This is a genomic window from Streptomyces sp. NPDC042336, from assembly GCF_055581985.1.
Window position 1 is genome coordinate 209,360 of the sequence record NZ_JBVJEA010000002.1, and the last position, 20,441, is coordinate 229,800.

Annotated in this window: 14 protein-coding genes and 1 pseudogene; 6 read left to right on the forward strand and 9 right to left on the reverse strand. The window is 71.5% G+C overall.

Annotated elements, in window-relative coordinates:
- Positions 1 to 2: 2 nt before the first annotated feature.
- The 4 genes from ACZ6IM_RS05965 to ACZ6IM_RS05980 all read right to left on the reverse strand — a co-directional run bounded on the left by ACZ6IM_RS05965 (position 3) and on the right by ACZ6IM_RS05980 (position 8,076).
- Positions 3 to 3,398: a CARDB domain-containing protein gene (locus tag ACZ6IM_RS05965; RefSeq protein ID WP_469554497.1), complete on the reverse strand. Its 3,396-nt coding sequence runs from the start codon at positions 3,396 to 3,398 to the stop codon at positions 3 to 5.
- Positions 3,399 to 3,790: 392 nt separating this feature from the next.
- Positions 3,791 to 5,236 carry an argininosuccinate synthase gene (gene argG / locus ACZ6IM_RS05970; protein ID WP_052837197.1) on the reverse strand — a complete coding sequence of 482 codons (1,446 nt, stop codon included), beginning with the start codon at positions 5,234 to 5,236 and terminating at the stop codon, positions 3,791 to 3,793.
- 58 nt (positions 5,237 to 5,294) lie between these two features.
- The gene (locus ACZ6IM_RS05975) at positions 5,295 to 6,746 is read right to left on the reverse strand and encodes an NAD-dependent succinate-semialdehyde dehydrogenase (RefSeq protein ID WP_052837196.1); all 1,452 of its coding nucleotides are present in this window, start codon (positions 6,744 to 6,746) and stop codon (positions 5,295 to 5,297) included.
- Between the two features lie 67 nt (positions 6,747 to 6,813).
- Positions 6,814 to 8,076 (reverse strand): aspartate aminotransferase family protein, encoded by a 1,263-nt coding sequence (locus ACZ6IM_RS05980; RefSeq protein WP_469554499.1) that lies wholly within the window; start codon positions 8,074 to 8,076, stop codon positions 6,814 to 6,816.
- A 151-nt stretch (positions 8,077 to 8,227) separates the two neighbouring features.
- Between ACZ6IM_RS05980 and ACZ6IM_RS05985 the strand changes: the two genes are divergently transcribed.
- A complete protein-coding gene (locus ACZ6IM_RS05985; RefSeq protein WP_469554500.1) occupies positions 8,228 to 9,904 on the forward strand; it encodes a PucR family transcriptional regulator in 1,677 nt (558 codons plus the stop codon).
- 39 nt (positions 9,905 to 9,943) lie between these two features.
- Complete coding sequence (locus tag ACZ6IM_RS05990) at positions 9,944 to 10,516, forward strand: dihydrofolate reductase family protein (protein ID WP_052837193.1); 573 nt, start codon at positions 9,944 to 9,946, stop codon at positions 10,514 to 10,516.
- Positions 10,517 to 10,565: 49 nt separating this feature from the next.
- Here ACZ6IM_RS05990 and ACZ6IM_RS05995 read toward each other — a convergent pair whose 3' ends face one another.
- From ACZ6IM_RS05995 to ACZ6IM_RS06010, 4 genes are read right to left on the reverse strand one after another with little or no spacing between them, the layout of a single operon-like run.
- Positions 10,566 to 12,947, reverse strand: coding sequence for a beta-xylosidase/alpha-l-arabinosidase (locus ACZ6IM_RS05995; RefSeq protein WP_469554503.1), 2,382 nt, complete (start codon positions 12,945 to 12,947; stop codon positions 10,566 to 10,568).
- Positions 12,944 to 13,762: a carbohydrate ABC transporter permease gene (locus ACZ6IM_RS06000; protein ID WP_052837191.1), complete on the reverse strand. Its 819-nt coding sequence runs from the start codon at positions 13,760 to 13,762 to the stop codon at positions 12,944 to 12,946. The genes ACZ6IM_RS05995 and ACZ6IM_RS06000 overlap by 4 nt, the downstream gene beginning before the upstream one ends.
- Complete coding sequence (locus ACZ6IM_RS06005; protein ID WP_052837190.1) at positions 13,759 to 14,715, reverse strand: carbohydrate ABC transporter permease; 957 nt, start codon at positions 14,713 to 14,715, stop codon at positions 13,759 to 13,761. The genes ACZ6IM_RS06000 and ACZ6IM_RS06005 overlap by 4 nt, the downstream gene beginning before the upstream one ends.
- A gap of 10 nt (positions 14,716 to 14,725) precedes the next feature.
- Positions 14,726 to 16,030 carry an ABC transporter substrate-binding protein gene (locus tag ACZ6IM_RS06010; protein WP_469554504.1) on the reverse strand — a complete coding sequence of 435 codons (1,305 nt, stop codon included), beginning with the start codon at positions 16,028 to 16,030 and terminating at the stop codon, positions 14,726 to 14,728.
- A gap of 138 nt (positions 16,031 to 16,168) precedes the next feature.
- Between ACZ6IM_RS06010 and ACZ6IM_RS06015 the strand changes: the two genes are divergently transcribed.
- Positions 16,169 to 17,218: a LacI family DNA-binding transcriptional regulator gene (locus tag ACZ6IM_RS06015; protein WP_052837188.1), complete on the forward strand. Its 1,050-nt coding sequence runs from the start codon at positions 16,169 to 16,171 to the stop codon at positions 17,216 to 17,218.
- A 40-nt stretch (positions 17,219 to 17,258) separates the two neighbouring features.
- On the opposite strand, the gene ACZ6IM_RS06020 is transcribed toward ACZ6IM_RS06015, so the two are convergent.
- The gene (locus tag ACZ6IM_RS06020) at positions 17,259 to 17,693 is read right to left on the reverse strand and encodes a tautomerase family protein (protein WP_052837187.1); all 435 of its coding nucleotides are present in this window, start codon (positions 17,691 to 17,693) and stop codon (positions 17,259 to 17,261) included.
- Positions 17,694 to 17,764: 71 nt separating this feature from the next.
- Between ACZ6IM_RS06020 and ACZ6IM_RS06025 the strand changes: the two genes are divergently transcribed.
- The 3 genes and pseudogenes from ACZ6IM_RS06025 to ACZ6IM_RS06035 all read left to right on the forward strand — a co-directional run bounded on the left by ACZ6IM_RS06025 (position 17,765) and on the right by ACZ6IM_RS06035 (position 20,405).
- Positions 17,765 to 18,682 (forward strand): LysR family transcriptional regulator, encoded by a 918-nt coding sequence (locus ACZ6IM_RS06025; RefSeq protein WP_469554507.1) that lies wholly within the window; start codon positions 17,765 to 17,767, stop codon positions 18,680 to 18,682.
- A 13-nt stretch (positions 18,683 to 18,695) separates the two neighbouring features.
- A pseudogene (locus ACZ6IM_RS06030) lies at positions 18,696 to 18,809 on the forward strand (GrpB family protein); the annotation flags it as partial.
- A gap of 207 nt (positions 18,810 to 19,016) precedes the next feature.
- A complete protein-coding gene (locus tag ACZ6IM_RS06035) occupies positions 19,017 to 20,405 on the forward strand; it encodes an MFS transporter (protein WP_052837185.1) in 1,389 nt (462 codons plus the stop codon).
- Positions 20,406 to 20,441: the final 36 nt, after the last annotated feature.

The window sequence follows — 20,441 nt, forward strand, 5'->3', positions numbered from 1 at the left end:
GCCTACTGGTTGATCTTGAACTGGGAGCCGGGCTCGATCCGGATGTCCTCCTTCGCCGAGTTGGTGATCGTGACGTCGGTCAGGGTCGCGCTGCCGCGGGCGCCGCCCATCGCGAGGATGCCGGAGCCGTTGTTCGACTTGTCGATGCGGACGTTCTCGATCTTCACGTCCGGCATCGTGCCGCCACCCGTCTTGAACTGGATGCCGTCGTAGGTCGAGTCGAGGATCTCGGTGTCCCGGATGGTCACGCCCGGGATGTCCTGGCCCTGTGCGAAGAGGGTGATGGCGCCGAACTCCTGCGCCTCGCCCCAGAACGCGCCCCCGGTCCGGTGCAGGGCGTTGCCCGCGATCAGGGTCTGCCCGGAGAAGGGCAGCGGGTCGTGGTCGGTGGCGAGCATGATGCCCGGGTAGTTCACCGTGTCGGAGACGACGTTGTTCTCGATCGTGTTGCCGTAGCCGCCGTAGACCGCGATGCCGTTGGCCCGCCACGGAAGCTGGATGGTGTTGTTGCGGAAGTGGTTGTCGTGGCCGACGTCCACGGAGGTGTCCTTCACGTACTTGTTGGCCCAGACCGCGAGCGAGTCGTCTCCGGTGGTGCGGAAGGAGGAGTTGTAGACGCTGGAGTTGCGGGTGCCGTTGGAGAAGTTGATGCCGTCCGCGTAGGTGTCCCGGACGCGCATGCCCGTGAACTCCAAGCCGTCACCGGGGCCCCACAGCTCGGGGATGTTGGAGTAGTCGCGGCCGACCCAGACACCGACGTTGGCGTGCTCGATCCACACGTTGCTGATCTTGGTGTCCTTGCCGAAGCGGCCGTTGAGGCCGACGCCGCCCTCCGCGTTGCCGTCTCCGCCGCGGATGGTGCCCGAGCCGAAGATGGCGATGTCGGAGATCTGCGTGTTGTCGTCGATGTCGAAGCCGAAGTTGCCCTCGTGCGGATGGTTGATGCCGCCCGCCTCCTGCGGCGGGGTCAGGGTGTAGAGCTGGGAGTGCCACATGCCGGCGCCGCGGATGGTGACGTCGCTGATGCCGACCTGGTTGTACTGGCCGCGGTTGAGCGGGTCGTCGGTGAGGATCTTCTGCTCCTGGCGCCACTGTCCGGCGGGGATCCACACGCAGTCGATCCTGCCGTTCTGGTCGTCGGTCACGGCACGCTGGATGGCGTCGGTGTCGTCGAGTCCGTCGCCGGGGACGGCACCGTACTCGGTGATGGAGGTGCACTCGGCGGGCTTGGTCCTGGCGGGCGCGACCTGCTCCAGGTCGATCAGGTCGATGACGTAGAAGGCCGCTGAGTCCCCCGCATCGCGCTGGAGGCGGAACTCGGTGCCCTGCGGGAAGGTCCGGTCGAGGAGCGCGTGGGACTCGTCGAAGAGGCGCCGGGCGTCGCCGCCGGGCCGGTTGGTGAGGCCCTCCGGGTCGTCGGTGCTGCCGTAGAGCCAGCTGTGCTTGGACGACAGGTTCAGCTTCTGCACGAACCGTCCGTCGGCGTAGAGGCTGAGGGTGGCCTCGGCTCCGCCGCCGCCCGGGGCGTCGGGGATGGAGTTGCGCACCACGATGGAGTTGGTGGGTGTGGTGGACGTGAACTCGACGTACTCGCCGGTCGAGTCGAGCCGGACGGACTCGCGGCCGGAGGACTCGGTGCCGAAGTTGGTGTGCCCGAAGGTCCGCTTGGCGTCGGTGGTGAGCAGGGTGCCGTCGTACCGGCCGTCCTCCGCCTCGTACTCGGTGTACGGCACGGCGGCGCCGCGTCCGACGACGAGGGACTTGGCGAGCACGTTGTTGTTCTCGTTGGTCTCGGCGACCCGTGCGGTGGCGTCGGCGGTGGCGGTGAGGGTGACCCCGCCGCCGGTCGCCTTCCAGGTGCCGCTGATCGGCACGTTCACCGTGGCGCCCGCCGCGACCTGTCCGGTGGTGCCGTCCAGGGTGCTGGAGCCGGCCTGGACCCGGGTCACCGAGCCGGCCTCGACGGCGCTGGTGCCGCGGTTGTGCACGGCGACGGTGAAGGAGACCTCGGCGCCCACCGCCGGGTTGGCCGGGTTGGTGGTGACGGAGCGCACTTCGAGGTCGGGTCCGGGCGCCCGGTCGACGACGAGGCGGTCGGTGGCCGAGCGGCTGTTGTTGGTGTCGTCCAGTTCGGCGACGGTGTCCCGCGGGTCGGCCACGGCGGCGACCGCGTAGCTGCCGGCCGCGTGGGCGCCGGTGGCGACGGCGACCTCGGCGGACTCGCCGGGGTCCAGTGCGGGGACCGCGGCGCTGCCGGCCGCCCGGCCCTCCACGGTGACCTCGGTGGTGGTCGCGGCCGAGGCCGCGGTGCCGGCGTTGCGGACCGTGGCGTTCACGGTGACCTCGTCGCGCTCGTTCGGCGCGGCGGGCGACCAGTCGAGGCCGGTGACCGTGAGGTCGGGCGCGGGAGCGGCGCTGCCGAGCACCTGGAACTCGGCGACCTGGCCACCGGGTGCGCCGGTGTTGGAGAAGAACCGGAGCCGTACGTCGGAGACCCGGCCGCTGACCGGGATGGTCACCGCGTTGTCCTGGCCCGGGCTGAAGGCGTAGTCGGCGCGGTCGCGCAGCGAGGTGAAGCCGCTCTCGCCCTGCGCCCGTCCGAACACCTGGATGCTCTGGGTGCGGGCGGACCACACCGGGTCCGGATCGAGCTTGACCACCACCCCGCTGACGTCGGCGTCGGCGCCGAGTTCGACCGTGAGGTCGGCCGGGTTGCCGGCGGCCTCCCAGTAGGTGGAGGTGGAGTCGTCGGTGGCGTTGGCGGCGACGTAGTTCTGGGTCGTGGAGGTGGCCTCGGCCGGCTTGTTGCGGGCGAGGTTGGTACCGGTGGGCGGCGGGCCGGTGTCCACGTCGTCGCCGTACACCTCGACCTCGGCCAGTTGCGCGGCGTTCCAGCCGGTGTTGCCGGTGATGTCGACGCGGACGTAGCGGGCTTCGGAGGGCGAGTCGAGGTCGATGGCGACGGTGCCGGCCTGCGCCGGTCCGAACGCCCGTCCGTCCGAGGCGTCGAGGCTGCGGAACGTGGAGCCGTCGGCGCTGCCCCGCAGGGAGAGTGTCTGGGTCCGGCTCTCCCAGCCCGCGGGCAGTTTGAGCACCACGCGGTCCACCTCGCGGGCGGTGCCGAGGTCGACCTGCAGCCACTGCGGGAAGGAGCCGGCCGGTCCCTCCCAGTAGGTGGCCTGCTGCCCGTCGGTGGCGTTGCCGGCCGGGTAGGCGCCGTGCGAGCCGCCCGCCTTGGCGGGGCGGCCGAGGGCCAGATTGACGTCGGCGGCGGCCGTCACCGGCGCCGTCGCCGCCCGCGCGGTGGCGGCGAGGGGCAGTGGCAGCAGCCCGACCGTCATCAGCCCGGCGACGGCGGCGCCCGTGAGCGTCCGTCGGCCGAGAGATCTCCGTCTCATGGGGTCCTCTGTTCCGTGGGGAGTCGGGGAGGGCGCGACGGTCCGGCAGTTGGGGGGAAGCACCGACTCTGCGCGCCAATTGAGCAGGACAGTCGATTCTTTGCGGAAAGTGCGTCATCAGGTTTCTAGCGCGTCACCGGTTTGTCAACGGTCGCGGTTGAGGCGGGAATTGGCACGCAAACGCCTTACGTTGTTTGCGACGCACTTGCGCTGCATGTGAACTGGCAACAAAGGGCCGGACGGTGCCGGAAGGACCGTTCGAAGCCCGCAAGTCGCGCAAGCCGTGCACGAGGTGGAGCAACAGACGCGACAAACACAAGGGCCGGCCCGGCGCCCTGAGGCGTCGAGCCGGCCCTCGCCGGTGCGTGGTCCCCGGAGTGGGGACGCGGGGATCAGTCCGTGCCGGACTCCATCGCGGCGCGGTCCAGCAGCTCGTCGTCGGCGGAGACCTCGCCGCGGGAGGCGATGGCCTGCGCGCCGCCCTCTGGCATGGCGCCGATCAGCCCGGTCGCGGCGGCCTGGGCGGCACCGATGGCCGGGTTGGCGGCGCCGATGAGGCCGAGCCCGGCGTACTGCTCCAGCTTGGCGCGGGAGTCGGCGATGTCCAGGTTGCGCATGGTCAGCTGGCCGATCCGGTCCACCGGGCCGAACGCGGAGTCCTCGGTGCGCTCCATGGACAGCTTGTCCGGGTGGTAGCTGAACGCCGGCCCCGTGGTGTCGAGGATCGAGTAGTCCTCGCCGCGCCGCAGCCTGAGGGTGACCTCTCCGGTGACCGCCGAGCCGACCCAGCGCTGCAGCGACTCACGGATCATCAGCGACTGCGGGTCGAGCCAGCGGCCCTCGTACATCAGCCGGCCCAGGCGCCGCCCCTCGGTGTGGTACTGGGCGAGGGTGTCCTCGTTGTGGATGGCGTTGACCAGGCGCTCGTAGGCGGCGTGCAGCAGGGCCATGCCGGGCGCCTCGTAGATGCCGCGGCTCTTGGCCTCGATGATCCGGTTCTCGATCTGGTCGGACATGCCCAGGCCGTGCCGGCCGCCGACGGCGTTGGCCTCCATCACCAGGTCGACCGCGGAGGCGAACTCCTTGCCGTTGATCGTCACCGGGCGGCCCTGGTCGAAGCCGATGGTCACGTCCTCGGGGGCGATCTCGACCGACGGGTCCCAGAACCGCACGCCCATGATGGGCTCCACGGTCTCCACGCCGGTGTCGAGGTGCTCGAGGGTCTTGGCCTCGTGGGTGGCGCCCCAGATGTTGGCGTCGGTGGAGTACGCCTTCTCCGTGGAGTCCCGGTAGGGCAGGTCGTGGGCGACCAGCCACTCCGACATCTCCTTGCGGCCGCCCAGCTCGGTCACGAAGTCCGCGTCCAGCCACGGCTTGTAGATCCGAAGCTGCGGGTTGGCGAGCAGGCCGTACCGGTAGAACCGCTCGATGTCGTTGCCCTTGAACGTGGAGCCGTCACCCCAGATCTGGACGTCGTCCTCGAGCATCGCCCGGACGAGGAGGGTGCCCGTGACGGCGCGGCCCAGCGGCGTGGTGTTGAAGTAGGCACGCCCGCCCGAGCGGATGTGGAACGCCCCGCAGGTGAGCGCGGCCAGGCCCTCCTCGACCAGCGCCGCGCGGCAGTCGACCAGGCGCGCGACCTCGGCGCCGTAGGTCTTCGCGCGGTTGGGCACCGAGGCGATGTCGGGCTCGTCGTACTGGCCGATGTCGGCGGTGTACGTGCAGGGGACGGCGCCCTTGTCACGCATCCACGCGACCGCGACCGAGGTGTCGAGGCCGCCCGAGAAGGCGATACCGACGCGCTCGCCGGTGGGGAGGGAGGTGAGGACCTTGGACATAGGAAGAGTATGCATGATTACGCATGACCATGCAAAGCCCCGTCCCGGGTCGCCTGCGTCACCCCGTCGGCAGCGCCACGTACTGGTACTCCAGGAACTCCTCGATCCCGGCCCGCCCGCCCTCCCGGCCGAGGCCCGACTGCTTGACGCCGCCGAAGGGCGCGGCGGGGTTGGAGACCAGACCGGTGTTGAGGCCGACCATGCCGACCTCCAGGCGCTCGCTGACCCGCAGGGCGCGGTCCAGGCCCTCGGTGAAGACGTAGCCGACGAGCCCCCAGGGCGTGTCGTTGGCACGGCGGACCACCTCGTCCTCGTCGTCGAAGGTGAGGATCGCGGCGACGGGACCGAAGATCTCCGTCGCCATCAGGCGGCTGTCCGGGGAGACGTCGGTGAGCACCGTGGGCGGGTAGAAGCAGCCGGGGCCCTTCGGCGTACGGCCGCCGACCAGTACCCGGGCCCCGCGCTCCACAGCGTCGGCGACCAGCTCCTCGACCTTGGCGCGCCCGGCGGCGTCGATGAGCGGGCCGACGTCCACGCCGTCACTCGTACCGGGGCCCACGACGAGCGCCCCCATCCGCCGGGCCAGCCGGTCGGCGAACTCCCGGGCCGCCGAGCGGTGCACGAAGAAGCGGTTGGCGGCGGTGCAGGCCTCGCCCATGTTGCGCATCTTGGCGACCATCGCGCCGTCCACGGCGGCGTCCAGGTCCGCGTCGTCGAAGACGACGAACGGCGCGTTGCCGCCCAGCTCCATCGAGGTCCGCACGACCGTGTCCGCGCACTGGGCGAGGAGCAGCCGGCCGACGGCCGTCGAACCGGTGAAGGACAGCTTGCGGATCCGCCCGCCGCGCAGCAGCGGCTCGCACACCTCCCCCGCCCTGGAGGTGGTCACGACGTTCAGCACCCCGTCCGGCAGCCCCGCCTCCTTGAGGATCGCGGCGAGCGCCAGGCTGGAGAGCGGGGTCTGCGGTGCCGGTTTGAGCACCATCGTGCAGCCGGCCGCGATCGCGGGGCCGATCTTGCGGGCGCCCATGGCGAGCGGGAAGTTCCACGGGGTGATCAGCAGACAGGGTCCGACCGGGCGCCGCGAGAGGAGCATGCGGTTGCGTCCGTCGGGCAGGATCCCGTGCCCGCCGTCGATCCGGACGGCCTCCTCGGAGAACCAGCGGAGGAACTCCGCGGCGTAGGCGACCTCGCCCCGGGCCTCGGCCAGCGGCTTGCCCATCTCGGAGGTCATCAGGCGGGCCAGCTCGTCGGTGCGCTCCAGGACGATCTCGTACGCGCGGCGCAGGATCTCGCTGCGCGCCCTCGGTGCCGTCCGGGCCCACTCGTGCTGCGCCTGGACCGCCGCCTCCTCGGCGAGCCGGGCGTCCTCGGGGCCCGCGTCGGCGACGTGGGCGAGGATCTCGCCGGTCGCGGGGTCGTCCACGGGCATGACGGCGCCGTCCGCGGCGTCCACCCAGGCACCGCCGAGGAACAGCCGCGTGGGGGTGTCGGCCGGGGTGTCGGTCATGGGGTGCCTCCTGATCGCCGGTGCGTCGTGGGTACGGGGCGGGTCGTGCGGCGGTACGCGGCCGTCGTCATTCCGCTGCCCCCGTGCCGGCCTCGACGGCGGCGGCCCACGCCCGGAGTCCCTCGTCCACGGCCGTCTCGTCGATCACCAGGGCCGGGATCATCCGGACCACCTGGTTCCAGGCCCCGCACAGCAGCAGGAGCAGACCTTCGCCGACGGCGGCCCGCTGCACCCGGGCGGCGGTCTCCGGGTCCGGCTCGCCGTCCGCGGTGACGAACTCGCTGGCCAGCATCAGTCCCATGCCCCGTACGTCGCCGATGGCCGGGGTCCTGGACGCCACCGCCTCCAAGCCGTGACGCAGCCGGGCTCCCATCGTCTCGGCGTTCTCGACGAGCTTCTCGTCGCGTACGACGTCCAGCGTGGCGCAGGCCGCCGCGCAGGCGACCGCGTTGGCGCCGTACGTCCCGCCCTGCGAGCCGGCCCAGGCCTTGCGCATCAGCTCCTCGGGGGCGGCGATGCCGGACAGCGGGAAGCCGCTGGCCAGTCCCTTGGCGGTGACGAGGATGTCGGGGGTGACGCCGAAGTGCTCGTGGCCCCAGAACCGGCCGGTGCGGCCGACGCCGGTCTGCACCTCGTCGAGGATCAGCAGGAATCCGTGCCGGTCGGCGCGCTCGCGCAGTCCCTGGACGAAAGCGCGGTTCGCCGGGACGTACCCGCCCTCGCCGAGGACCGGTTCGACGATCACGGCGGCGGTGTCGGCGGGCGGGGAGATCGTCTGGAGGGCGTAGTCGAGTTCCCTCAGGGCGAAGCGGGTGGCGGTCTCCTCGTCCCAGCCGTAGCGGAAGGCGGTCGGGAAGGGGGTGACGACCACGCCGCTCATCAGCGGCGAGAACCCGGAGCGGAAGCGGGTGCCGGAGGTGGTCATGGAAGCGGCGGCCACGGTGCGGCCGTGGAAGCCGCCGTGGCAGACCAGCACGTTGGGCCGTCCGGTGGCCTGGCGGGCCAGGCGCAACGCGGCCTCGACCGCCTCGCTGCCGGAGTTGGTGAAGAACAGGCTGTCCAGGCCCTGGGGCAGTACCTCGCCGAGCTTGTCGACCAGACGCCGCAGCGGCGGGTGCATGACGGTCGTGTACTGGCCGTGGATCAGGGTGGCGACCTGCTCCTGGGCGGCGGCCACCACCCTGGGGTGGCAGTGGCCGGTGCTGGTGACGCCGATGCCGGCGGTGAAGTCCAGATAGCGGCGGCCGTCCTCGCCGTCGAGGTGGACGCCCTCGCCCCGGACCGCCACCACGGGGGTGGCCTGGCGAAGGTGCGGCGACAGTGCGGTCATGCTCGTCTCCCGGCCTGTTCGTCGGACTGCTGCGGTCCCGGGAGCCTTCCCGCCCCGGCGGACGCGCCAACGCGTGATCTGTCCGGCCGGGGCAGCGTGTCCGGACGATGTGTCAGGCGTTCGGCGTAACGTGAGTACACAGGGAGGCACCGTGAGCGAGAACCGGCAACCGGGCCCGGCGGGCCGCTCGCCCACCGTGGCCGACGTGCTGGCCCTGCCGGTGCTGGCGGGCGGGGAGCCGCGGGTGGTGACCGGCGGGCAGCACCTCGGCCGTCCGGTCCGCTGGGTCCACGTCACCGAACTGACGGACCCCGCCTCCTTCCTCAAGGGCGGTGAACTGGTCCTCACCACCGGCATGCCCCTGCCCGACGACCCCGCCGGTGTCCGCCGCTACGTCGACGAGCTCGCCGCCGTCGGTGCCGCCGCCCTCGTCATCGAGCTGGTACGCCGCTACCATCGGCCGCCCGACGCCCTGGTCCACGCCTGCCGTACGCACGGACTGCCCCTCGTCACGCTCGCCAGGGACGTCAACTTCCTGGAGGTCACCCAGGTCGTGCACACCCTGATCGTCGGCCACCAGGCGGACGCGATCCGCCGGACCCAGCGCGTGCACGAGGCGTTCACCGCGCTCACCCTGCGCGGCGCGGGGCCCGAGGAGGTGCTGCGCGTCGCGGCGGAGATGAGCGGCCGTACGGTCGTGCTGGAGAACCTGGTCCACCGGGCGCTGGTCTGCGAGCCCTCCGGGACCACGGTCCGCGCCGCGCTCGCGGACTGGGAACGGCGCTCACGCACCACGCCGGCCACCGACCGCGCCGAGGTGTCCGGCCCCGGCGGCTGGCTCGTGGCGCCGGTGGAGTACCAGGGCGAGCGGTGGGGCCGGGTGGTCATGCTCCCCGCCGCGCTTCCCGGCCGGGCCCTCGGGCCGGAGGACGTCACGGTGCTGGAGCGGACCGCGATGGCGCTCACCATCTCCCGTCTCACCCGTCCCACGCCGTGGGAGCGCACCGCCCACCGCAACGCCCTGCGCGACCTGGTCGAGCGGCGGCACCGCTCCCCCGCGGACGCGCGGGCCCGCGTCGCGGCGCTGGGACTGCCCGCGGAGCACGTCCGGTTCGTCGCCGTCCTCGCGGACCTGCCGTCCGAGCCGGACACCGGGGCGGCCGAGACCCGGCTCTCCGAGGAACTGTCCGGGACGGGGGCGCGGGCCCTCGTCGGGCTGCTGTCCCCTACCCGCCTCGGCGTGCTGCTGGCGCTGTGCCCGTCCCGGCCGTGGCGCGAGGCCGTCGAGCGGGTGGGCCGCACCGCCCTGGACGCGGCCCCGGATGCGACGGTGAGCGTGGGCTCGCCCACCGAGGACCTCGCCGACGCGGCGCGCTCGTTCCGTGAGGCGGCCCGGGTGGCCGAGGCCACCGAACCGGGCCGGCCCCTCCCGTCCGGCCGTTCCTTCCACGAGCGGTCCGACATCGGGCTGCGCCGCCTGCTGTACGCGCTGCGCGACGACTTCCGCGTCCAGGACTACGCGGAACGGCGGCTGGGCCCGCTGCTCGACCACGACGCCCGGCACGGCACCGACCTGGTGGCGACCCTGCGCGGTTATCTGGACGCCGCGGGCAACAAGACGGTGGCCGCCCGCTCGGCCGGTCTGTCCCGGGAGACGGTCTACCAACGGCTGCGCACCATCGAGCGGCTGCTCGGACGTGACCTCGAGTCCGGTGAGCAGCGCACGGAGCTCCACGTGGCCCTGCACGCCGTGGACGCGCTGCGGGCAGGGCCGGTCACTCGCGCCGCGGTGGGGACCGATGAGTTCTTCCCCCGCCCCGGGTCATAGGCGTACACGGACCGGACACGAAACGTTGAGGAACTTCGCATGCGCACTCTGATCAGCACCGCCTTCGTCTCGCTCGACGGTGTCGTGGAGGCACCGGGCGGCGAGCCCGGCTACCGGAACTCCGGGTGGACCTTCCGGCTCGTGGACTTCCTCCCCGAGGCGTACGAGATCAAGGGCCGCGAGCAGGGCGAGGCCGCGGCACTGCTGCTGGGCCGGGTCAGCTACGAGGCGTTCAGCCCGGTCTGGCCCGACATGGCGGAGTTCCCCGAGTACCGGACGATGCCGAAGTACGTCGTCTCCACCACCCTCACCGAGGACGACCTGGTGACGAACTGGGGCGAGACGACGATTCTGCGCTCGCTCGACGAGGTCGCCGCGCTCAAGGAGACCGAGGGCGGCCCGGTCATCGTCCACGGCAGCGCCGCCCTGAACCGGAGCCTGTCGGACGCCGGCCTGATCGACCGCTACCACCTGCTGGTCTTCCCGCTGCTCCTCGGCGCGGGCAAGCGGCTGTTCAGCGACACGGACAAGGACGCCCAGCGGCTGCGGCTCGTCGAGCACGAGGTGTACGCCAACGGCATCCAGAAGAACGTCTTCGACGTCGTGCGCTGAGCCGCCGGCGAGCGGTGGTGTGCGACCACCGCTCGCCGCCGGTGGCAGCTCAGGCGCCTTCGACGGCCTCCTGCGCGAACGAGGCGTGCAGCCGCCGGGTGTGGTCGACCCGCCGTTCCGGTCCGGTGAGCGCGACCGTCGCCGTCAGCCGCGGCTCGGTGCTGGACGCGGCGAACCGCAGCTCCAGGCCGCCCGGTTCGACGACGCGGCGGCCGTCGCGGCCGGTGAAGGAGGCGAGGTCGGCCGGGACCTGGACGCGCACCCTGCGGGCCTCACCGGGGGCCAGCGGCACCCGCGTGTAGCCGATCAGGCGCTGCACCGGCTGGACGACGGAGGCGACCGGGTCGTGGAGGTAGAGCTGCACCACCTCGGTGCCGTGCCGTTCGCCGGTGTTGCGGACGGTGAGCTCCAGCGAGAACTCCCCGTCGGTCGGCGCCTGCCCGGTGTGCGTCACGAGGTCGCTCCAGGCGAACGTGGTGTACGTGAGCCCGTGCCCGAAGCCGAAGGCCGGTGTCGGGTCGATGCTGGACACCTCGCTGGCGTGGGCGAGCCGTGCCCCCAGGTAGGTGGTCGGCTGGGCGCCCGCACTGCCGGGCACGCTGACGGGCAGTCTCCCCGAGGGGCTGGTGCGCCCGCTGAGCACACCGGCGATCGCGGCGGTGCCCTCCTCGCCGGGGAAGAACGACTGCACGATCGCGGCGGACTCGGCCACGGCGCGGCCCAGTGCGTAGGGCCGTCCGGCGAGCAGGACCGTGACCACCGGTGTGCCGGAGTCGAGCAGCGCGTCGAGGAGCTGCTGCTGGGCGCCGGGCAGTGTGAGGGACTCTGCGTCGCAGCCCTCACCGCTGGTGCCGCGGCCGAACAGGCCCGCGCGGTCGCCGAGGACGGCGACGACGACGTCGGCCTCGCGGGCCGCGTCCACCGCCGCGCCGATGCCGGACAGCTCGCCGTCGTCGACGCCGGTGCCGCGGACGACGGTGATGTCCGCGTCGGGGAACTCGGCGGTCAGGGTGTCGCGCAGGGTGGGCAGGTCGATGCCGACCGGGACCTGCGGATGCTGGACCCCGACGTGCCGCGGGAAGGAATAGCAACCGAGCACGGCGGTCGCCTCGGTGGCGTTGGGGCCGACCAGGGCGATGCGGCGGGGCCGGGCGAGCGGCAGGGTGCCGTCGTTGCTGAGCAGGACGACCGCCTTCTCGGCGATCTCGCGGGCCAGTTCCCGGTTCTCGGGCCGGTCCAGATCGATGCTCGCGCGCAGTGCCTCCGGGTCCGCGAGGTCCACCCCGTCGAGCGCGGGCGGGATGGGGCTCCAGTCCGGGTCGAGCAGTCCCAGCTCCGCCTTCTGTCCGAGGACGCGGCGCAGCGCCCGGTCGATGAGCGACTCGGGGACCCGGCCCTCGGTGACCGCCTCGACGAGCGGGGCGCCGAAGGTCTTGACGGTGGGCAGCTCGACGTCGACGCCCGCGCCGAGCGCGGCGCCCGCGGCGTCGGCCCAGTCACCGGCGATGCCGTGCAGGGTCTTGAGGAAGGCGATGCCGAAGTAGTCGGCGACGACGGTTCCTTCGAAGCCCCAGGTGTCGCGTAGCAGCCCGGTCAGCAGCGTCTCGTCGGCCGCGGCGGGCACCCCGTCGATGTCGGTGTAGGCGTGCATGACGGAGCGGGGGGCGCCCTCGCGGACGGCCATCTCGAACGGCGGGAGCAGGACGTCGGCCCGCTCGCGGGCGCCCACGGAGGAGGGGGCGAGGTTGCGGCCGGCGCGGGAGGCGGAGTAGCCGACGAAGTGCTTGAGGGTGGCGACGATCCCGGCGGACTCCAGGCCGCGCACGTACGCGGTGCCGATGGTGCCGACGAGGTAGGGGTCCTCGCCGATGGTCTCCTCCACCCGGCCCCAGCGGGCGTCGCGGACCACGTCGAGGACGGGGGCGAGGCCCTGGTGGATGCCGACGGACCGCATGTCGCGGCCGATGGCGGCGGCCATCCGGCACACCGCGTCCGGGTCGAAGGTGGCGCCCCAGGACAGCGGGACGGGGTAGGCGGTGGCCCCCCAGGCGGCGAAGCCGGCCAGGCACTCGTCGTGCGCCACCGCGGGGATGCCGAAGCGGCCCGCCGAGGTGATGCGGGCCTGGGTGCGCATCAGGGAGAGCGCTCCGAGCGCGGGGTCGACGGGGACGGTGCCGAAGGGGCGGGTCAGCTGGCCGAGGCCGACGGGCACGAGCGCGTCGAGGTCGACGGGCTCCTCCATGTCGTGCTGGTGGGGGGCGACTTCGCCGCCCTTGTCGGAGGCGCCGACCCACACCCCGTACAGCTGGGCGATCTTCTCCTCGAGGGTCATCGCGGCGACGAGCGCGTCGACTCTGGCGGCGACGGGGTGGGTGGGGTCGTTCCAGAGGGGGATTTCGGGGGTGGTCTCTACGGCCACGTCGGCAGTCACTTTCCTCCGGCACCCATCAGCCCCTGGACCAGGGCACGACGGGCGAACAGGTAGACGAGCAGGATGGGCACCATGGACAGCACCACGGCTCCCAGCAGACCGGGGATGTCGATGCCGTGCGCGGTCTGGAAGTTGTACAGGCCCAGGGTGACCACCTTGGTGGACTCGGACTGGGTCAGCACGAGCGGGAACAGGAAGCCGTTCCACGCCTGGAGCGCGGAGAACACCACGATCGTGGACAGTCCCCCGCGGGACAGCGGCACGACGAGCTGGAAGAACATGCGCCGCGGGCTGGCGCCGTCCATGGCCATGGCCTCGTACAGCTCCGGAGAGATGTCGCGCATGGCTCCGCTGAGGATGAGCGCGGACATCGGCAGGCAGAACGCGGCCGTGGGCAGGATGACGCCGAGCAGGTTGTCGTACAGTCCGGCTTCGCTGATCAGGTAGAACATCGGCACGATCACGGCCTGCGCCGGGATGGCGAGGCCGAGCAGGAACAGCCGGAAGATCGCCGACGTCGTCCTGCCGCGGCTGCGGACGATCGCGTAGGCGAGCGGCGGGACCAGCAGCAGCACGATGCCGATCACACAGGCGGTCACGACCAGCGTGTTGAAGAAGTACTGGCCGAAGCCCGAGTCGAAGGCGCCGGTGAAGTTGTCCAGCGTGAAGCTGTCCGGGAGCGAGACCGGGCCGTTCTCGGCGTAGTCCTGGCGGGTGCGCAGGGTCGCGGCGAGCATCACGTACAGCGGCAGTCCGACCAGGACGAGCCAGACGAGCGAGCCGATGCCGGCCACGTAGTTGGGTCGGCGTCTCATGACACACCCTCCATGGAGCTGCGCATCTTGTCGTAGCCGGACACCCGGACGACGATCAGCGAGATGATCGTGGCCGCCACGACCAGGGCCAGGGCGATCGCGGAGCCGATGCCGTAGTCGAAGCTCTTGAAGGCCTTGTCGTACATGTAGTAGGCGCTGATGGTGGTGTCGGTGCCGGGACCGCCCTGGGTCAGGATGAGGACGGTCTCGAACGTGGTCAGGCCGCCGACGATCATCAGGATCATCGAGGTGATCATGGAGGTGCGCAGCTGCGGCAGGGTGATGTGGAAGAACTGCCGGTAGCGGCCCGCCCCGTCGATCTCCGCCGCCTGGTAGAGCACCGGCGGGATCGCGCGGGCGGCACCCTGGTAGATCAGCGTGTGGAAGGGGGTGAACTGCCAGGTGCTGACGAAGGCCAGCACCCCGATCGCGGTGGTCTGTTCGCCGAAGAGGTTGCCGTCGCCGAAGAGCCAGCCGGCCTCGGCCGGGATGCCGAAGTTCGGGTCGAGCAGCGCCCGCCACAGCACGGACACGGCCGTCGCGGACAGCAGCAGCGGGATGAAGTAGATGACCGACAGGACGGCGCGGTTGCGCTGGTGACCCGCTGCCCAGACACCGAGCAGGATGCTCAGCGGAGTCTGGAGGACCACGCCGAGCGCGGTCAGCAGCAGGGTCAGCCAGATGCTCTTGAGCATGACCGGGTCGTCGATGAGGCGCGACCAGTTGTCCGTGCCGACGAACTCGGGCGAGCTGATGCCGTCCCAGCTCATGAAGGACAGCACCGCCACCATGATCAGCGGGACGATCGCGAAGAGGAAGAAGAACAGTGCGGCGGGCACCGCCCAGCCGAAGCCGGGGCGGCCCACCGTCGTCGCGGACGGGGCGGGCGGCCGCCGCCGGGACTCCTTGCGGGGTCCGGCGGCGGGCCGAGCGCTCGTGAGGTGTGTGGTCATGAGCCGTTCGTCACTCGGTGGGGAGGGCCTGCATGGCCTTGATGAAGCCGTCCGTGTCGAGCTGTCCGTTGAAGAACTGCTGGATGGCCTTGTGCAGGTCCGAGCTGGCCTTCTGCGGGTACGCCTGGTCCCAGGACAGCTGGAAGGACGGGGCCTTGGAGACGAGGTCGTACTGGAAGCGCGAGTACTCGGGGGTGCCCGAGCTGTCGATGAACTTGTCGGTGTTCGTCGTGGTCGGCAGGTTGCCGATGTCCAGCTGCGCCTTGACGAACTCGTCCGAGTACATGAGCTTCAGGAACTCGGCGACCGCCTCGGGGTGCTTGGTCTTCTTCATCACCGAGTAGTAGTTGTTGGTGTTGCCGGCCACGTCGGCCGAGTCGCCCTTGCCGCCCTCGACGCTCGGGAAGGCGCTGTAGCCGAGGTCCTTCTCGGCGAAGTCCTTGTGGTCCGTGAGCTGCTGGGAGTAGTACCAGGAGCCCATCAGCTCGAAGCCGGCCTTGCCGGAGGCCACCAGCTGGACCGAGCCGCCGTTGGTGTACTTGACGGAGTCGTAGTTCTTGCCGAAGGCGCCGGCGTCGACCAGCTCCTTGATCATGTCCAGGGCCTTCTTGCTGTCCGGGCTCTCCCAGGCGCTCTTGTCGCCGCCGACGGCCTCGGCGAACAGCTCCGGGCCGGCTATGCGGTCGTAGAGGTACTGGAACCACATCTGGGTGGGCCAGACGTCGCCGCCGCCGAGCGCGATCGGGGTGACGCCCGCGTCCTTGAGCTTGCCCACCGCGGCGAGCAGCTCGTCCCAGGTCTTCGGCGGCTGGACACCCGCGTCGTCGAGGACCTTCTTGTTGTGGAAGAGCAGGACCGGCTGGGTGCCGCGCATCGGGACGCCGTACGGCTTGCCGTCGACGACCGCGCTCTCGAAGACGGACGGCAGGAACTTCTTCTCCAGGTCCGGGTTCTTCTTGATGAAGTCGTCGAGCGGCAGCAGCAGGTCCGCCTTGACGAACGGCTTGATGCTGCCGCCGCCCCAGTTGAAGAAGACGTCCGGGGCCTGCGGGGTGTTGATGATCGTCTGGAGCTTCGTCTGGTAGTCGGCACCGGGGATGGTGTCGAGCACCGCCTTGACGTCGGACGTCTTGTTGAAGGTGTCGACGATTCTCTGTTCGACCTTGTTGCTGGCGTCCCCGTAGACCAGGACATGGATCTTGCCGTCGCCCGACGACGCCCCGCCGTCACCGTCACCGCAGGCCGACAGGCTCAGCGCCAGGGCGAGCGTCGCACCGGTGGCGACCAGTCTGGGCAAGCGCGCACGTGTCTTCATCGTTCGCCTTTCGAAAGTTTCGGCGCCATCACCGAAAGTCCATGCTGGTCGGACAGTAAAGTGAGACCGGATTTCTGGTCAATGGCCGTGCGGCTGCCGACTCAAAACGTTATCGACGGCATGGCCTATCCTTCCCGCATGCACGATGAAGTTGAGGTGAGCGCCAGGGTCACCCTCGCCGAGGTGGCGAAAGAGGCGGGTGTCTCCCCTCCGACAGTTTCGAAGGTCCTCAACGGTCGTTCGGATGTCTCCAGCTCCACCCGGGCCAGGGTGGAGCGACTCCTGGAGGTGCACGGCTACCGTCGCCGCACCATGAGCCCGCCGCGCTCCCCGCTGGTCGAGCTCGTCTTCCACGAGCTGGACAGCGTCTGGGCGATGGAACTCGTCCGGGGTGTGGAGGACGTCGCCAAGGCCAACCGGACCGAGGTCGTGCTCACCCGCAGCGGCACTCGGCACGCGCCCGCGCCGGACTGGATCGAAGGTGTGCTCCGGCGCAGGCCGCTGGGTGTCGTGCTGGTCTTCTCCTCGCTCCCCGCGGAGGTCAAGCACCGGCTCCGCTCCTGGGACATCCCCTTCGTCATCGTCGATCCGGCCGGCGATCCCGATCCCGACGTCCCGTCCGTCGGCTCCGCCAACTGGGCCGGAGGGCTGGCGGCGACCCGTCACCTCACCGATCACGGACACGAACGCGTCGCGATCATCACCGGGTTCGAGGACATGCTGTGCTCACTGGCCCGGCTCGACGGCTACCGCTCGGCGATGACCATGGCGGGCCTGCCGATCGACCCGGCCCTCGTCCGGTACGGCGACTACAGCGTGGAGAGCGGATTCGAGCACGGCATGGACCTGCTCGCCGGGCCCGGGCGGCCGACGGCGGTCTTCGCGGGCAGCGACCTCCAGGCACTCGGCGTGCTGGAGGCGGCCCGCGTCAGCGGCCTGAGGGTCCCTCAGGACCTCTCGGTCGTCGGCTACGACGACGTGCCGCTGGCCCAGTGGTCGAGCCCGCCGCTGACCACCGTCCACCAGCCGCTGCGGCACATGGCCGAGGAGGCCACCCGCATGCTGTTCCGCCCGGACGACCCCGGCCGGGCCGGGCGGCGCATCGAGCTGGCGACCCACCTCGTCGTACGGCAGAGCACGGCGCCACCGGGCGGGGCGGCGCGGGCGCCCGGCCGCGCACGTACCTGACGCTACCGGGCGCGGACCGGGCGCGGACCGGGCGCGGACCCTACCGGCCCGGGTCGGCGGGCACGCCGGGCGCGCCGGTCATGCGCTCGTCGTAGCCGGTGGCGGGATCGACGACACGGCCGGCGGCCCACCAGTTCTCCCGCGCCGTCTCGAAGGCCACCAGCATGACGTCCTCCTCGGGGACGCCCGCGCGCAGCCGGAGGTTGTCGACGATCGCCCGGAACAGCTCCGCCTTCTGCTCCGAGCCGCGCTGGTTGAAGGACAGCTGGATGAACAGGGTGCGGCGGCTGCGCGGTATGCCGAACACCACCGGCTGCATGACGAAGTTGTCGTCCGTGACTTCGTGGAAGACGTGGAACTGGTCGTCCCGCGGGATCTTCAGGACGTCGACCATGGACTCGTGCAGCGCCTCGGAGACGAGGCGACGGTACTCGGGCGTGGTTCCCTTTCGCAGGGAGATGCTGATCAGAGGCATGACGTCGACGCTAGGAGCCCGCACGCCATTCCGACAGCGAATGTTTCGCATGCCGGATATGCTGTGGGCTCATGGGTATGGCCGATGTGACGCTGACCGGGCTGCGGGTGCTGCGCGAGGTGGCGGAGCGGGGCACTTTCACGGCGGCGGCGCGCAGCCTCGGGTACACGCAGTCGGCGGTCTCCCGGCAGGTGGCCGCGCTGGAACAGGCTGCGGGCGCCCGGCTCTTCGACCGTTTCCCCGGCGGCGTACGGCCGACCGGCGAGGGCCGCGCCCTCCTGCGCCACGCCGTCGCCGCCCTGGACGCGCTGGAGGCGGCCGACCGGGAACTGCGCGGGGTCCGGGACGCCACAAGCCGTATCCGGCTGGGGTACTTCCCCGCGGCGGGCGCGGTGATCGTGGCCGACGCGCTGACGGCGCTGCGCCGGGAACGCTCCCGTGTGCGGGTGTCGACACGGGAGGGGAGCACTCCCGCGCTGGTGCGCGCGCTGCGCAGTGGCACCCTCGACCTGGCGCTGCTGACCTCCCGGCCCCCGCACCGCTCGCCCGACACGGACGACCCGCCCCTGCACGTCGAACCCCTGCTGGAAACCCGTCTGGCCCTGGCGGTTCCAGCGGACAGCCGCTTCGCCGAACGCGGCACCGCCGACGTCGAGGACATCGCCTCCGAGGCCTGGATCGCCGGACCCGGCGGCACGGGAGATCCGCTGCTCGGCGTCTGGCCGGGGCTGCCCGGCCGGCCCCGGATCGCCCACACCGCCCGCGACTGGCTGACCAAGCTCCACCTGGTGGCGGCCGGGGCGGGCATCACCACGGCGTCACCGGCGCTGCTGCCCGTCGTCCCGCACGGTGTCCGCTTCGTCGGCGTCACGGGCGTCGCCGAGGAGGTACGGCGCATCGACCTGGTGTCGCTGCCGGACCGGGCCTCGGCACCGACCGCTTCCCTGGTGCACGCCCTGCGCCGGCGCGCCGCAGTCCTGGCCGGCTGACGGCACGTCGGCGAGCGTCAAACGGGCCCTGCCCGACCGGCGGTGGAGCGACATGAACGACTACTCCGACGCCAAGAGCGACGTCATCCCCGCGATCAAGAACCGGGCCAGGGCGGCTCGCCAATGACATGACGTGACGGTGACCGCGGCGGAGGTGACCGGCCGGGCGATGCGCCGGCAGGGCGGCGCCGCAGCCGGGAGGGGCCATGAGTGGTGTGGGAACGCACTCCCGCGCACCAAACTATGGTGCCCCACCACATACGCCGCTGACCTGCGTGTTCCTACGGTATGGCGACACACAACCGTCCCCACCGAACGCCAGGAAGTGGTGCCGATGTCGTCGCCCGCAGCCGCTCCACCAGCCCCGAACAACCTCAAGCGCATCGTCGCCGCGTCCCTGATCGGCACCACCATCGAGTGGTACGACTTCTTCCTCTACGGCTCTGCCGCCGCGCTCGTGTTCAACGAGCTGTTCTTCCCGGACTCCGACCCGCTGGTGGGCACGCTGCTGTCGTTCCTGACCTATGCCGTCGGGTTCGCCGCGCGGCCGGTCGGGGCCCTGGTGTTCGGGCACTACGGCGACCGGCTCGGCCGCAAGAAGCTGCTGGTGCTGAGTCTGTTGATGATGGGCGGGGCGACCTTCGCGATCGGGCTGCTGCCCACCCACGCGACCGTCGGCACTGCCGCTCCCGTGCTGCTGACCGTGTTGCGGCTCGTCCAGGGCTTCGCCCTGGGCGGTGAATGGGGCGGGGCCGTGCTGCTGGTGTCCGAGCACGGGGACGCGCGTCGGCGCGGGTTCTGGGCGTCGTGGCCGCAGACCGGGGCGCCGGCCGGGCAACTGCTCGCTACCGGCGTGCTGTCGCTGCTGACGGCCGTGCTGTCGGACGCCGCGTTCAACAGCTGGGGCTGGCGGATCCCGTTCCTGCTCTCCGGTGTCCTCGTCATGGTCGGTTTGTGGATTCGTCTGTCTGTCGACGAATCGCCGGTCTTCAAGCAGGCGTTGGCGCAGGCCGAGTCGCGGAAGGCGAAGGCCGAGCCGCTTCCGCTGGTCGCCGTGATGCGGTACCACTGGCGCGACGTGCTGATCGCCATGGGCGCGCGGATGGCGGAGAACATCAGTTACTACGTCATCACCGCCTTCATCCTCGTCTACGCCACGTCCGCGGCCGACGTCTCCAAGCAGACGGCGCTCAACGCGGTGCTGATCGCCTCGGCCGTGCACTTCGCGGTCATCCCGGCCTGGGGCGCGCTGTCGGACCGGATCGGCCGGCGCCCCGTCTACCTGCTGGGCGCGGCCGGCGTCGGGCTGTGGATGTTCCCCTTCTTCATGCTGATCGACTCCGGTCGCTTCGGCAGTCTGCTGCTCGCGGTGACCGTGGGGCTGGTGCTGCACGGCGCCATGTACGCGCCCCAGGCGGCCTTCTTCTCCGAGATGTTCGCGACCCGGATGCGCTATTCGGGGGCGTCGATCGGCGCCCAGTTCGCCTCCGTGGCGGCGGGTGCTCCGGCGCCGCTGATCGCCACCGCGCTGCTGTCCGAGTACGACAGCTCGACGCCGATCTCCCTCTATGTCATCGCCTCGGCCGTGCTGACGCTGTTCGCCGTGGGGGTGGCCCGGGAGACCCGGCACCGGGACCTCGCGGAGGCCGGCACCGTCCCCGGCGACGAAGGCGGGACCGGGCCGGTGTCCGACTCCCGTGCGCAGCAGGCGCGCACCGTCTGAGCCGCCCACCACCGGCCCCCGTACGCCCGTGCGTGC

Bases quoted from the DNA above. Each gene is read 5' to 3' on its own strand.
- ACZ6IM_RS05965 (WP_469554497.1), bottom strand. From the start codon at position 3,398: ATGAGACGGAGATCTCTCGGCCGACGGACGCTCACGGGCGCCGCCGTC.
- argG (WP_052837197.1), bottom strand. From the start codon at position 5,236: ATGTCCAAGGTCCTCACCTCCCTCCCCACCGGCGAGCGCGTCGGTATC.
- ACZ6IM_RS05975 (WP_052837196.1), bottom strand. From the start codon at position 6,746: ATGACCGACACCCCGGCCGACACCCCCACGCGGCTGTTCCTCGGCGGT.
- ACZ6IM_RS05980 (WP_469554499.1), bottom strand. From the start codon at position 8,076: ATGACCGCACTGTCGCCGCACCTTCGCCAGGCCACCCCCGTGGTGGCG.
- ACZ6IM_RS05990 (WP_052837193.1), top strand. From the start codon at position 9,944: ATGCGCACTCTGATCAGCACCGCCTTCGTCTCGCTCGACGGTGTCGTG.
- ACZ6IM_RS06000 (WP_052837191.1), bottom strand. From the start codon at position 13,762: ATGAGACGCCGACCCAACTACGTGGCCGGCATCGGCTCGCTCGTCTGG.
- ACZ6IM_RS06005 (WP_052837190.1), bottom strand. From the start codon at position 14,715: ATGACCACACACCTCACGAGCGCTCGGCCCGCCGCCGGACCCCGCAAG.
- ACZ6IM_RS06010 (WP_469554504.1), bottom strand. From the start codon at position 16,030: ATGAAGACACGTGCGCGCTTGCCCAGACTGGTCGCCACCGGTGCGACG.
- ACZ6IM_RS06015 (WP_052837188.1), top strand. From the start codon at position 16,169: ATGCACGATGAAGTTGAGGTGAGCGCCAGGGTCACCCTCGCCGAGGTG.
- ACZ6IM_RS06020 (WP_052837187.1), bottom strand. From the start codon at position 17,693: ATGCCTCTGATCAGCATCTCCCTGCGAAAGGGAACCACGCCCGAGTAC.
- ACZ6IM_RS06025 (WP_469554507.1), top strand. From the start codon at position 17,765: ATGGGTATGGCCGATGTGACGCTGACCGGGCTGCGGGTGCTGCGCGAG.
- ACZ6IM_RS06035 (WP_052837185.1), top strand. From the start codon at position 19,017: ATGTCGTCGCCCGCAGCCGCTCCACCAGCCCCGAACAACCTCAAGCGC.